Source organism: Mesorhizobium sp. M0771 (assembly GCF_040320155.1).
Lineage (GTDB): Bacteria > Pseudomonadota > Alphaproteobacteria > Rhizobiales > Rhizobiaceae > Mesorhizobium.
The window spans coordinates 53,176-67,161 of sequence record NZ_JAMYPC010000020.1; the positions used below are offsets into that span (position 1 = coordinate 53,176).

Sequence of the window (13,986 nt, forward strand, 5' to 3'; positions counted from 1 at the left end):
CGAGATCAGTTGCAAGCCGCGACGCTGCCGGCGGCGACGCCTGTGCAGACTTCGTCCTTCTTGATCCAGCCGGCGTCGATGACGACGTTGAGGTTGTCCTTGGTGATCGCGACGGGGGTCAGGAACAGCGACTTGACGGTGTTGCCGCCAGGCGTGGTGAAGTCCTTGGCGCCGGCAATGTCGCCCGTCTTCTTGCCATCGGCAAGCTGCGAGGCGATCTCGGCGGCGTTCTTGCCGAGTTCGCGCGCGTCTTTCCACACCGACACCGTCTGCGTGCCGAGCGCGATGCGGTTCAGGGCGGCATGGTCGCCGTCCTGGCCCGAGACCGGAACCGTTCCGGCAAGGCCCTGCACCGTCAGCGCGGCGACAACGCCGCCGGCGGTGCCGTCATTGGCCGCAACCACGGCATCGACCTTGTTGTCATTGGCGGTCAGGAACTGTTCCATGTTCTTCTGGGCGTTGGCCGGCAGCCAGCCATCGGTATAGGCCTCGCCGACATTCTTGATCTTGCCCGAGTCGATGGCTTCCTTGAGCACTTCCATCGAGCCCGAGAACAGGAAATCGGCATTCGGATCCGAGCCCGAGCCCTTGATGAAGACATAGTTGCCTTCGGGCTTCGCCTTGAACACTTCGCGGGCCTGCATGCGGCCGACTTCCTTGTTGTCGAAGGTCAGGTAGAAGACGTCCTTGTTCTCGATCAGGCGATCATAGCCGACGACCGGAATGCCTTCGTCCAGCGCCTTCTGCACCGCCGGGCCGATGGCCGAGGCGTCCTGCGCCAAGATGATCAGCGAGTTGGCGCCCTGCGAGATCAGGCTTTCGACGTCGGTCAGCTGCTTGCCGGGATTGGACTGCGCGTCGGCCGAAATGTACTTGTCGCCGGCGGCTTCGATCGCCGTTTTCATCGCCGCCTCGTCGGTCTTCCAGCGCTCTTCCTGGAAGTTCGACCACGACACGCCGATGACCTTGTCCTTCGCCTGCGCGACCGACATCAGCGCCAGCGACATGGCGACACCCGCCAGCATGGCGGCTGCAAATCTGTTCATTATAACCCTCCCTGCGCCGCCCACGGCGCGACAAAACCGGCCCGAAGGCCTGCACAAAGAGGCTCCATTTTTTCGAGCCTCGAAAAAATACTGGTTCAATGATAAGGCACTGTCAACATCGATTATGATGGATTCTGATGGCGTTGCCGCATTTTTTCGAGCTCCGCAATAAACAATGACAGGGCTGCCGGCGTCTGCCAATATTTGGCTGGTGCCGTCGAACGCCTTCACTATCATGAGGCGCGAGGAGGCCGGGAGGAAAACAAATGTCGGTTGGGATCCGCCACGACGATCTGCGCCGTCGCAACCGTGCGATGGTGATTTCGGCCGTGCGCCGGGCCGGCCAGCCGTCGCGGACCGAGATTGCGGCGACCACCGGCCTCAGCCATTCGACGATATCGGCAATCTCGTCTGATCTAATTCAAGAAGGCATCCTGATTGAAGGCAAGCCTGGCGAGACCGGCTCGCTGAAACGCGGCCGGCCGCAGGTCGGCCTTGGCCTCAACCCGGAAGCGGCGGCGGTCATGACCGTGGTGCTGTCGCTGAACTTCCTCTCCGTCACCGTCATCGACTATGCCGGCCAGGTGGTCGCGGAAGAACAGCGCCGGCTCGACACGCTGACCATGCCGCGCGACGAGCTGATCGGCGAATGCGTAGCAATCGTCGGGCGGCGTCTCGCGGACCCGGACCTCGATGTCCAGAGCATCGCCCGCATTGCCATGGGCATCCAGGGCATCACCGATTCGCAGGCGCGGGCCATGCTGTGGTCGCCAATCACGCCACTGACCGACATTGCCTTCGCCGACATGTTGGAAGCGGAATTCGGCATTCCTGCCACCATGGAGAACGACTGCAATATGATGGCGGTGGCCCTGCAATGGCGCCAGCCCGAGCGCTACCGCGACAATTTCATCGCGATCCTCTTGTCGCACGGCATCGGCATGGGGCTGGTGCTGAAAGGCGAACTGTTCACCGGCACCCATTCCTCGGGCGGCGAGTTCGGCCACATGATCCACCGTCCGGGCGGCGCGCTCTGCCGCTGCGGGCGGCGCGGCTGCGTCGAGGCCTATGCCGGAAACTACGCCATCTGGCGCAGCGCCAAAATGATGGGCGAGGATGCCGAGCCGGTCGATATCGGCGACGCTGATATGCGCGCACTCGCCGCGCGCGCCCGCGAAACCGATGGCCCGGAGCGCGAAGCCTATCGCAGGGCCGGTGAGGCGCTCGGCTTCGGCCTCGGCAGCCTGTTTGCTCTGATCGATCCGGCACCCGTCGCCATGGTCGGCGTCAGCGCCGCCGCCTTCGACCTGATCGAACCGGCATTGCGCGAAGCGATCGCCCAGACCGCCGGCGGCCAGCACTCGAAATCGATCTCCTTCGACACCGAGCCCAACGAGCTGCCGCTGATCCGCGAAGGCTGCGCCATGCGCGCGCTCGGCTTCGTCGACCAGGAGATTTTCGCGCCGGGCATTCAGGCGAAATCCGGCAAGCATGTCGCCTGAATGGCCGGCAACGGCGCGACGCGCAGCATCCTAGTCTTCCCTAATAGCGTAGCCGGCGCCGCGAATGGTACGGATGACATCCGGCATGCGGCCGTTGTTGACGGCCTTGCGCAGCCGCCCGACATGCACGTCGACGGTTCGCTCGTCTATATAGATCGTCTCGCCCCAGACATTGTCGAGCAGTTGGCTGCGCGAGAACACGCGGCCGGGATGGCGCATCATGAATTCGAGCAGCCGGAACTCGGTCGGTCCGAGCCTGATCTCGCTCTTCTTGCGGTAGACCCGGTGCGATTCTCGATCGAGCACGATGTCGCCGACCTTGAGCACGCTCGACAGCACTTCCGGCTTGGCGCGGCGCAGCAGCGCTTTCACGCGCGCCATGAACTCCGGCGTCGAGAATGGCTTGACCAGATAGTCGTCGGCACCGGTGGACAGGCCGCGCACGCGGTCGCTTTCCTCACCGCGCGCGGTCAGCATGATGATCGGCAGCCGCTCGGTTTCGGGCCGCACTCTAAGCCGCCGGCAGAGCTCGATGCCGGAAACAGCCGGCACCATCCAGTCGAGCACCAGGAGATCGGGCACGTTTTCCTGCAGGCGGATCTCGGCCTCGTCGCCGCGTGTCACCACCTCGACCTGATAGCCTTCGGATTCGAGGTTGTAGCGGAGGAGCACGCCTAGTGGCTCCTCGTCCTCCACGACCATGATGCGTGGCGCGATCATATGCAGTTCACCCTCATCAGGCCGGCGTGGCCATCGCCGTCTCGTCCTGCTTCGGACGATTGGCGGGCAATTGCTGGCCGGTCAGCACATAATACGCATTTTCGGCGATGTTGGTGACATGATCGCCGATGCGCTCAAGATTCTTGGCGCAGAACAAGAGATGCGTGCAGGCGGTGATGTTGCGAGGGTCTTCCATCATGTAGGTCAAGAGCTCACGAAACACGGACGTGTATTTGACGTCGATGCGCTCGTCGTCATTCCTGAGTTTTGCAAGCGCTGCCGCATCGGTGGCGGCATATTCCTCGACGACGCCTTGCACCTGGATCAGCACCAGTTGCGCCATGGCGTCGATGGAGTGCGAGAGGTCGCGCGGCGTGACGCTCAAGCCCACGGTGCCGACGCGTTTGGCGATGTTCTTGGCGAGGTCGCCGATGCGCTCGAGGTCGCCCGCCATGCGGATCGAGCCGACCACGGCGCGCAGATCGTTGGCCATCGGCTGGCGCTTGGCGATCAGCGTGATGGCGCGGTCGTCCAGTTCGCGCTGGCGCGCATCCATGATGGCGTCGTCGGAAACGACACGCTGTGCCAGCGCATTGTCCGAATTGAGCAGCGCCCTGGTCGAGCCGCTGACCATCGAGCCTGCCAGATCGCCCATGTCGCGGATCAGCTTGCTGATCTGCCCGAGCTCTTCATCGAAGGAGGCGACGGTATGTTCACCCATGATCTTGGTCCTCGTGCCTGAAAATTCACCCGCCGGACGGCTCAGCCGAAGCGGCCGGTAATGTAGTCCTGGGTGCGCTTGTCGTCGGGGTTGGTGAACATCTTGTCGGTGGCGCCCTCCTCGACGAGATAGCCGAGATGGAACATCGCCGTGCGCTGCGACACGCGCGCCGCCTGCTGCATCGAGTGGGTGACGATGACGATCGTGTAGTTCTGGCGCAGTTCGTCGATCAGCTCCTCGACACGGGCGGTGGCGATCGGATCGAGCGCCGAGCAGGGCTCGTCCATCAGGATCACCTCCGGCGACACGGCGATGGCGCGCGCGATGCACAGGCGCTGCTGCTGGCCGCCGGACAGGCCGGTGCCGGGCTCCTGCAGGCGGTCCTTGACCTCGTTCCAGATCGCCGCCTTCTTCAGGCTCTGCTCGACGATCTGGTCCATGTCGGACTTGCGCTTGGCCAGCCCATGGATGCGCGGGCCGTAGGCGACGTTCTCGTAGATCGACTTCGGGAACGGGTTGGGTTTCTGGAACACCATGCCGACGCGGGCGCGCAGTTCGACGACATCGATGTTCTTGTCGTAGATGTCGTCTTCATCGAGCGTGATCTTGCCGGTCACCCGCGCCAAATCGATGGTGTCGTTCATGCGGTTGAGGCAGCGCAGGAAGGTCGACTTGCCGCAGCCGGACGGGCCGATCAGCGCCGTCACCTGGTTCTGACGCACGTCGAGATTGACGTCGAACAACGCCTGCTTCTCGCCGTAGAAGACGCCGACCTTGTCGCCGCGCATCTTGATGACTTCGTTCGACTTGGCGTTCATTTTGTCGCCCACTGCATTCTCAAGGGACTGTTCGGTCATGATGTTCATACCAAATTGCCTTTTTTCTACCAGCGCCGCTCGAAGCGGCGCCGGAGCACGATCGCGGTGATGTTCATGGCCATGAGGAAGACGAGCAGGATGATGATGGCGCCGGACATGCGCTCGACAAAAGCGCGCTCAGCCTCGTTTGCCCACATATAGATCTGAACCGGCAGCGCGGTCGCCGGATCGAAAGGCGTCGTCGGATAATCGGCGACGAAAGCGACCATGCCGATCAAGAGCAGCGGTGCTGTCTCGCCGAGCGCACGCGCCAGGCCGATGATGGTGCCGGTAAGGATGCCTGGGGCGGCAAGCGGCAGGATGTGATGGAACACCATCTGCATCTTGGAGGCGCCGAGACCTAGGGCCGCCGAGCGGATCGACGGCGGCACCGCGGCGAGGGCGGCGCGCGTGGCGATGATTATGGTCGGCAATGTCATCAAGGTCAGCACCAGGCCGCCGACGAAGGAAGCCGAGCGCGGCATGCCGAGGAAGTTGATGAACACGGCAAGGCCAAGCAGACCGAAGACGATCGACGGCACCGCCGCGAGATTGTTGATGTTGACTTCGATCAGGTCCGTAAAGCGGTTCTTCTTGGCGAACTCCTCCAGATAGATGGAGGCGGCGACGCCGATCGGCAGCGCCAGCAACAGCACGATCACCATCATGTAGAACGAGCCGATGATCGCCACGCCCATGCCCGACGTTTCGGGCCGGCTGGAGGCGCCATAGGTGAACAGGCCGGTGTTGAAATGCTCGGCCATCACGCCGTCGGCTTTAAGCTTGTTCATCCAGTCGATCTGCTGGTTGGACACCTTGCGGCGCGCTTCATCGACGCCGAGGTCGATCTGGCCCTTGAAGGCCGAGTCGAGGTTCGCGGCAGCCAGGATGTCGACGTCACGCGTCCTGCCGATCACCGACGGATCGGCGGAGACGATGTCGCGCAGCTGGACGCGGGCGCCTTCCGACAGGAAGCCCTTGAGCTTCAGCATCATCGGCTTGTTGGCCGGATCGATGCCGAGCTTGGCCACCAGCGCGTTTTCGGCGAGCTTGGGATAGTTCGCCTTGATCAGCACGGTAGGGTCGGTCGCGCGCTTGCCGGAGGGATCGATCACCTTCTCGTCGAAGGTGACCGGCAGCGTCACCGTCGTCTGCCAGAAGGCGGTGTAGCCTTTCGAGACGATGGTGATCAGCATGATGGCCAGGAACGCCAGGCCCACCGAGATCGCAATCACGCCATAGATGCGGAACCGGCGTTCGGCGGCATAGCGCGCCTTCAGCCCGATGTCGCGGCGCGGTCGCGCGACGGCGCCCGCCATCGTGTCCAGGGGGATGTCGGTCATTCGTACTGCTCCCGGTACTTGCGCACGATGTAGAGGGCGACGATGTTCATCACCAGCGTCAGCGCGAACAGCGTCAGGCCGAGCGCGAAGGCGACCAGCGTCTGCGGCGAGTTGAACTCGAGGTCGCCGGTCAGCTGGTTGACGATCTTGACGGTGATGGTCGTCATCGCCTCGAACGGATTGGCCGTCAGATTGGCGGCGACGCCCGCCGCCAGCACGACGATCATCGTCTCGCCGATGGCGCGCGACGCCGTCAACAGGATGGCGCCGACGATGCCGGGCAGTGCCGCCGGCAGGATCACCCGCTTGATCGTCTCGGAGCGGGTGGCGCCGAGGCCGAGCGAGCCGTCACGCATTGCGCGCGGCACCGCGGTGATGATGTCGTCGGACAAAGAGGACACGACCGGGATCAGCATGACGCCCATCACCAGACCGGCGGTGAAGATGCTCTGGCCCTGGATGAAGGGCGAGCCGCCGGTGAGTGCCGCCGACAGGTCGCGCAAGAACGGTCCGAGCGTGACAACGGCGAAGATGCCGTAGACGATGGTCGGAATGCCGGCCAGCAGTTCCAACGCCGGCTTGACCACCGAGCGCACACCGCGCGAGGCATATTCGGACATGTAGACCGCCGACATCAGCCCGACCGGCACTGCGACCAGAAGCGCGACGGCGGCGATGTAGAGCGTGCCGGCGAGTAGCGGGATCAGGCCGAACTGACCCTGGCTGCCGCCGGAACCGGCGGCGGCGAAACGCGGATCCCACACCGTGCCGAAGAAGAAGCTCATCGGCGATACGCTCTCGAAGAAGGTGATCGTCTGGAACAGCATCGACAGCACGATGCCGACCGTGGTCAGGATGGCGATGGTCGAGGCCGCAAGCAGCCCCCACAGCATCAGCTTCTCGACATTGTTGCGCGCCCTGGCGCGCGGCGCGATCTGCCTCAGCGCATAGAAGGCGCCGGCGACCGACAGCGCGAAGGTCAGCACGGCGCCGAACAGGCCGAGCCGGTCCTGGACCTGGTTCGCCTCGACCGCGATCGGGATCATATAGTCCTGTGTGTCGCTGGCCAGTGCCACGCCCTTGGCGGCGAGCAGCGGCTGCAATTCGGCGAAAGTAGCGGGAAGTGCGGTATCGCCATCGAGCCGGCGCAGGCCCTTGGCCAGGCTCTTCACCAGGCTGGCGTCGAGCGCTTCGCTGGCCACCTTTGTGTCGGCGGTGCGCTCGGGCAAAGCGGCATGGATGTGCCGGTCGAGATAGAAGGAAGAGCCGATATCCCAGACGGCGAGCAGCAGGACGGCAGGCAGGACCGCGAGCAGAAAGGCCCACCAGCCATGATAATGCGCGCGCGAATGCGGCTTGACCTTGCCGGTATCCTGCGCCGCTGCGCGCTGGCGGCCGATCACAAAAGCGACCACGCCTATGGCGATGACTATGGCGAGTACGAGCAAGGACGACATCACCCACCCCAGGGAAAATTCAGATCGCCGCCACCGTTGCGGCAAGCGGCGAAATCAGGGCGCGGATTTGGTCCGCGCCCTGATCCGGTCGGTTGATTACATCGTCTTTCCGGCGGCGAAGGCGTCGCGCTGGCCCTGACGTTCGGCGTCGGGAGCGGAAACCAGGCCGTACTGGGCGAGCGGGCTTTCCGGGCCGATCATCTGGTCATCAAGGAAGAACTCGACATATTCCTTGAGGCCGGGAACGACGCCCAGATGCGCCTTCTTGACGTAGAAGAACAACGGCCGCGACACGGGGTACGTGCCATCGGCGATGGTCTGCGTCGAAGGCACGATGCCTTCCACGGTAGCGACCTTCAGCTTGTCGGCATTGTTCTCGTAGAAGGCGAGGCCGAACACGCCAACGCCGGTCTTGTTGGAGTCGATGCGGGCCAGCGTCTCGGTGTAGTCGCCATCGATGTCGACAGCCTTGCCGTCCTTGCGGATGGCGATGCAGGTCTTGCCGATTTCCTTGTCGTCGGCGATGCCGGCAGCCTTCAAAGCGGCCTTGTCGCAGCCGGCGTCGAGCAGCTTGGTCTCGAACACTTCACGGGTGCCGTGCTTCTCACCCGGGATATAGGCGGCGATATCCCAGTCGGGCAGCTTCGGATTGACCTGGTTCCACTTGGTGTTCGGGTTGTCGACCAGCTTGCCGTCGACCACCAGCTTGGCGGCGAGCGCCTTGTAGATGTCGGCGGGAACCAGCGCCCAGTCCGGACCCTTGATGTCGGTGGCAAAGACGATGCCGTCATAGCCGATGCGGACTTCCTGGACGTCCTTGACGCCGGCGTCGGCGCAGGACTTCAGCTCGTCCTTCTTGATCGGGCGCGAGGAGTTGGCGATATCGATCGTGTCTTCGCCGACGCCCTTGCAGAACTCCTTGATGCCGGCGCCGCTGCCGCCGGACTCGACCACCGGGGTCTTGAAGTTGGTGAAGGTTTCGCCGAACTGCTCGGCGACGATCTTGGCGTAAGGCAGCACGGTCGACGAACCGGCGACCTGGATCTGGTCACGCGCAGCGGCGACACCGGACGATGCGGCGAACGCTACCGCCACGGCCGATGCCGTAACGAGGAATTTCTTCATGTGGCCTGCTCCTGTTCGGAAGATGGTCTCTTGGCGCCCTCTTCAAACCGGCGCCCGCTGAGGCCAATAGCCTTCGATTATTACAGTCGCATGACAGTTTCGTGTCAGCCCGGTAACGTCGCACAGACGTCTTGTGGGCCGCACCCTTTAAGCCGGTTGGTGGGAATGGAAGTTGCCGCTGGAATCAGACGCTTGCGCAATTCGTGCTGGCATCAAGTCCCGGCACACCGCAGGCCGCGATGCCGAGAAAGAAAAACCGGACGGGAGCGCGTTGCCCGTGGCCAGAGCGAATCTTGGCCGAGCCATCGCCAAAAACAGGTCCGTTGGGGTAGATTCGACGCTGTTTCTTGTCGGCGGTCGCTTGCTCCCGCCCGTAACTGAATGAGCGGTTTCGTTGCGACCATTGTCCTGACTGGGCGCTAGCTTTGATATGGTGCGATCGCACCATATCCTTGGCTGTTGCGGCGCGGCCGAATCCCGGCGGCGCCGCAGGTTGCTATCCAGCGTCTCGTTGGGCTTCGCCTGATATGCCGACCCAGCGCTCGACCTTTTCGAGCAGCGCCCTGGGGCTGATCGGCTTGGGCAAATAGTCATCCATGCCGGCTTCCAGGCAGCGCTCACGGTCGCCCTTCAAGGCATGCGCGGTGACGCCGACGATCGGGATATGCATACCCGTATGTTCTTCAAGCCGGCGAATTGCGGCGGTGGCCTCGAGCCCGTTCATCTCCGGCATCGAGACGTCCATCAGGATCATGCGCGGATTAAGCCGGCCGAAGGCATCGAGCGCCTTGCGCCCGTTGCCGACGATTTCGAAACTGTAGCCGGTTTCGCCGATTATCTGGGTGAACACCATCTGGTTTACTTCATTGTCCTCCGCAACGAGGATGTCGAGCCGGCGTTCATCCCCGGCGGCCCGGGCGCGGGCACGAACCGGCGGCGGTTGCAGTAGGGCCCGTTCCGAGGCAGCGAGCGGCGGCTTTGCCGGCGACGGTTCGTTCCTGCCGCCGCCGGAACCGCTGCTTGGCGCCGGCAGCACACGGCCGCCCGTGATATTGTGATGGTGGCGCTGGATGGTGGCGACCAGCGTTTCCAGAAGCACGGAGGAGCGCGCCGGCTTGATCAGCTGGGCGTCGATGCCGAGATCGCGATAGCTGGTGTTGGCGAGCGACTGGTCGACCGAAGTCAGCATGATGATCGGCGTGTCGGCCAGCCCTGCGGTGCTGCGCACGACGCGCGCCATTTCGGCGCCGCTCATCCCCGGCATCTGATAATCGAGCACGACGCAATCGACCGGCACGCCACAGGCAGCCGCGGCAACCAGCACCTTGAGCCCTTCGGGTCCGCTTTCGGCGGCGCAGGAATCGAAGGTCCATGAGGCCATCTGCTCGCTCAGGATCGATCGGTTGACGGCATTGTCGTCGACGATCAGCACCCGTGAGCCGGTCACGTCGACCGGCATGATCCGCCGTCCGGTCTGTTCCTCGGCCCTGGGCAATGTCACGGTGAACCAGAAGGTCGAGCCCTTGCCTTCGGCGCTCTCGACACCGATCTCGCCGCCCATCAACTCGACCAGCCGCGAGGTGATGGCGAGCCCGAGCCCTGTGCCTTCGTGGCGTCTGGTCGACGAGGTGTCGGCCTGACTGAATTTTTCGAAGACGAGGTTTAATTTCTGCTGCGGAATGCCGATGCCGGTGTCGGTGACCGAAACGGTAAGCTTTGTCCCCGTCGGCCCCCTTTGTCCGGTCACGTCGACCAGCACGTGGCCTTCGTCGGTAAACTTCACCGCGTTGCCGACCAGATTGGTGACGATCTGCCTGACGCGACCGACATCGCCGACGAACAGGCTTTCCAGGCCCGGCTCGACGCGCACGATGAGCTCGAGGTCCTTCTCCTTGGCGCGCGTCGATATCAGCGTCGCCACATCCTCGATCGCTTCGGGCAGGTTGAAGGGCGCAGGGTCGAGCACCAGCTGTCCGGCATCGATCTTGGAGAAGTCCAGTATGTCGTTGATGATGGTCAAGAGCGCGTTACCCGACTTGACGATGATATCGGTGAACGTCTTCTGCTTGGGATCGAGGTCGGATTTGGCCAGCAACTCGGCCATGCCGAGTACGCCGTTCATCGGCGTGCGGATCTCGTGGCTCATATTGGCCAGGAATTCCGACTTGGCGCGGTCGGCCAGCACGGCGCGCTGGCGCGCCTCGCGCAGTTCGGCCTCGCGCAGCTTCAGTTCGGTGATGTCGGTGGTCGACCCAATCAGATAGAGCGAACCGTCGGACGCGATCATCGCGCCCTTGCGGGCGAACTGGTGGCGCACGCTGCCGTCGGCAAGCGTCACCGTTTCCTCGATCTCCTGTGTATCGCCTGTGCGCAGCACGGCGAGATCGCTGTTGACGAAGGCTTCGCCGTCTTCGCCGAAAATCTCGATGTCCGTCTTGCCGATCGCGTCTTCCCTGCGGAGGCCGGTGAGGTCGCACCAGCCCTTGTTGACGTAGAACTGCCTGAGGTCGGAGCGCTTGGCGTAGATCGACACCGGCACGTTGTCGATGAGATTGCGGAACACCTCGTTCTCGCGCATGCTCTCTTCCAGCGCCTGCTCGCGCGCCTTGACGTCGGTGATGTCGGTGCTGGAGCCGACAAGGTGCACCGACCCATCGAGCGCCACCAGCCGGCTCTTGCGCGTCATCAATTGCCGCACCGTGCCGTCGCGATGGGTAACGGGCTCCTCGATCTCGCGGCCGCGGCCGGTGACGACGACCTCGGTGTCGTCATGGGTGTAGGTTTCGGCGTCGTCGATGCCGAAAAGCTGGAGATCGGTCCGGCCGATGACTTCCTCCTTGGGGATGCCGGTCAGCGCGCACCAGGCCTTGTTGACGAATTCCATGCTCAGATCCTGCGCCTTGATGAAGGCGGCGACCGGCAGTTCGTCCATGACGTGGCGGAACAGGTCGATCTGGCGCATGCTTTCCTGCAGCGCCTTTTCGCGGCTCTTGATCTCCGAGATGTCGACGCGCACGCCGATGAAGGTGCCGTCCTCGGTGCGCATATCGTAGACCTGATACCAGCGGCCGTCCGCATTGAGGCGCTCATAGGACGAGTTGGGCAGGCGATAGCGGGCGAGGATGGCATTGAGCCAGACATCGGGGTCGCCTTCATAGAGCCTATCGATTTCTCGATCGCCGCTCGATCGGAAATAGCCGACCGAACGTCCGAGTTCCAGGGCCTCGCGGAAGCTGCGGCCGGGCTGCCATGCCGGTTTCAGCTCCGGCAGCGTGTCCTGCAGCTTGCGGTTTGCAAAGACGAACTTGTCGTCGCGGTCATAGATGATGACGGCCGCCGGCAGCGACTCCAGCACCGTGGTGAGGTTCTTGCGGGCGTCCTCGGCTTCGGTCTCGCGGCGCTTCATGTCGGAGATGTCGAACAGGAAACCGGCGACATAGTTGCGGCCGCTGGGCATGCCGACGCGGTTCTTGCGCACGATGCGCGAGCGGCTGGCGCCCTCGGCGTCGAAAGTCTCCTCGACCTCGTAGGGCGTGCCGGTCGCCAGCACGGCGCGTTCGCTGTCTTCGAATTGCGCGGCGTCCTTTTGCTTGAGGAAGTCGCCGCCGGGCCTGCCCAGCATCGCTTGCGGGCTCTGTCCGAACAGTGCCGAAAACGCCTCATTGACGAAGACGAAACGCAGATTGTCGTCCTTGACGAAGATCGGGTCCTTGACGCCGTTGATCACCGCCTCGGCCAGCCGCGATTTCTCCAGCGCTTGGGCGAGTTCAGCCTCGCGATCCTTCATGTTGGTGACGTCGACATAGGAGATCAGCCTTTTGCCGCCGGCGAGCGGCGCCAGCGAGGCAATCAGCGTACGGCCGTCATTGCGCGGCAGTTGCCTGGAGCCCACCAGGCCGGCCGAGATTTCTGCTTCGCGCTCGGCGATGTGGCCCTGCCATTCGGCATCGTCAGCACCGTAAGGGTCCATATCGCGGCTGGCCTGCATCAGTTCGCGGAAGCCGCAGCCGATGCCGGCGCGTCGGGGATCGATTTCCCAGAAATCATAGAAGGCGCGGTTGATCACCTCCGCGCGCATCTCCGCATCGAGGACGAGCACGCCGATCGGCATCTGGTCGACCATCGTGCGAAGATTGGCGAAGGTCTCCGTAATTTTGGCGTTGGCACTCTCGATCTCGGCGTCGCGACGCTTGAGCTCGGAGACGTCGTAGTAGGTCAACAGCCGCTTGCCGCCGGACAACGCCGTCACGGAGAACATCATCGTCCTGCCATTGGCATGGAGAAATTCGCGTGGCGCAACCGAGCCGGCGCTGATCTCCTCGATGCGTGTGGCTAGGTAGTGCTGCCACTGCTGTTCATCGAGATCGCCGTAGATGCCGTTGCGGCGGTTGAGTTCCATCAACAGACTGAACGGCGCGCCGACAGTGACGGCGCCATCGGGAATCCTGGAGAGCTCGCGATAGGCCTTGTTGACGATGAGTGTGCCGAGCTTTTCGTCAAGCAGCACGACGCCCATATGCATGGCATCCATCGTCCGCTCGAGATCGGCGAGGTGCTGCGTGGCCTCGCCGGCCGGCGGATCGCTCTCCTCCTCCCGCAGTTCGTCCAGCGCACCGGCCAGTGCCGTGACGTTGCGGCCGATGCCGCGATAGCCGATGAATTCGCCTTCGCCGTCGAACCGCGGGGAACCGGTGATCGAAACCCAGCGGCAGCCGGGACGGCCGCCCTTCAACTCATAAACAAAGTCGCGAAACGGCCGATGCGCCTGCAGATCCTCCAGATGCGCGGCGGCGTGTCGATTGCCGTGCACCATCTGCTTGAGGAAATCGAAGCGGAAACGGCCAAGAATGCTGGCCGGATCGATGCCGGTGGCGGCCTGGTAGTTCTCCGAAAGCCAGGAAAAGCGCAGCTCGGCGTCGGTCTCCCAGACCCAGTCGGCGCCGGCCCCGACCAGTTCGCGCAGCGCTTCGGGCGAAACCCCGACGGACGTATCCTGGCCGTTCACCACCCCTTTTCGGGAACCGCGTCCGCCGCGTGTTCCAACAGTCCCGTCAGCCATCCCGTTCCCACCCCGAAAGCCAAGGCCGAACCCCCTCAGCGGTTCGCCGGCGGAATGTGCCCGAGAAGCATTAATGATCCGCTAACCATAACCATCCAGACTGCGGCCAGAGCCACATTGCCCTGCGGTATTCCGCCGGTTGTCGGCGGAACCCCG

General features: G+C 63.5%; 9 protein-coding genes. 1 reads left to right on the top strand and 8 read right to left on the bottom strand.

From position 1 onward, the window contains the following. Positions 1-5 precede the first annotated feature (5 nt). Positions 6-1,046 (bottom strand): D-xylose ABC transporter substrate-binding protein, encoded by a 1,041-nt coding sequence (xylF, locus tag NKI05_RS25625; RefSeq protein ID WP_023816419.1) that lies wholly within the window; start codon positions 1,044-1,046, stop codon positions 6-8. Positions 1,047-1,312: 266 nt separating this feature from the next. On the opposite strand from xylF, the gene NKI05_RS25630 reads away from it, so the two are divergent. Beyond that, complete coding sequence (locus NKI05_RS25630) at positions 1,313-2,548, top strand: ROK family protein (RefSeq protein ID WP_023816418.1); 1,236 nt, start codon at positions 1,313-1,315, stop codon at positions 2,546-2,548. 30 nt (positions 2,549-2,578) lie between these two features. On the opposite strand, the gene phoB is transcribed toward NKI05_RS25630, so the two are convergent. The 7 genes from phoB to NKI05_RS25665 all read right to left on the bottom strand — a co-directional run bounded on the left by phoB (position 2,579) and on the right by NKI05_RS25665 (position 13,776). Beyond that, complete coding sequence (gene phoB / locus NKI05_RS25635; protein WP_023822590.1) at positions 2,579-3,268, bottom strand: phosphate regulon transcriptional regulator PhoB; 690 nt, start codon at positions 3,266-3,268, stop codon at positions 2,579-2,581. 16 nt (positions 3,269-3,284) lie between these two features. Then, positions 3,285-3,989 carry a phosphate signaling complex protein PhoU gene (gene phoU, locus NKI05_RS25640; protein WP_023670109.1) on the bottom strand — a complete coding sequence of 235 codons (705 nt, stop codon included), beginning with the start codon at positions 3,987-3,989 and terminating at the stop codon, positions 3,285-3,287. 41 nt (positions 3,990-4,030) lie between these two features. Then, entirely contained in the window at positions 4,031-4,855 is an 825-nt protein-coding gene (pstB, locus tag NKI05_RS25645; RefSeq protein ID WP_023683970.1) for a phosphate ABC transporter ATP-binding protein PstB, read from the bottom strand. Positions 4,856-4,872: 17 nt separating this feature from the next. Beyond that, positions 4,873-6,189: a phosphate ABC transporter permease PstA gene (gene pstA, locus NKI05_RS25650; RefSeq protein ID WP_023683971.1), complete on the bottom strand. Its 1,317-nt coding sequence runs from the start codon at positions 6,187-6,189 to the stop codon at positions 4,873-4,875. Next, positions 6,186-7,646, bottom strand: a complete 1,461-nt coding sequence (pstC, locus tag NKI05_RS25655) for a phosphate ABC transporter permease subunit PstC (protein WP_023706293.1) — start codon at positions 7,644-7,646, stop codon at positions 6,186-6,188. Before pstC ends, pstA begins: the two co-directional genes overlap by 4 nt. A 96-nt stretch (positions 7,647-7,742) precedes the next feature. After that, a complete protein-coding gene (locus NKI05_RS25660) occupies positions 7,743-8,771 on the bottom strand; it encodes a substrate-binding domain-containing protein (protein WP_023670113.1) in 1,029 nt (342 codons plus the stop codon). A gap of 496 nt (positions 8,772-9,267) precedes the next feature. After that, on the bottom strand, positions 9,268-13,776 hold the full coding sequence (locus NKI05_RS25665; RefSeq protein WP_352793439.1) for a PAS domain-containing hybrid sensor histidine kinase/response regulator: 4,509 nt from the start codon (positions 13,774-13,776) through the stop codon (positions 9,268-9,270). Positions 13,777-13,986: the final 210 nt, after the last annotated feature.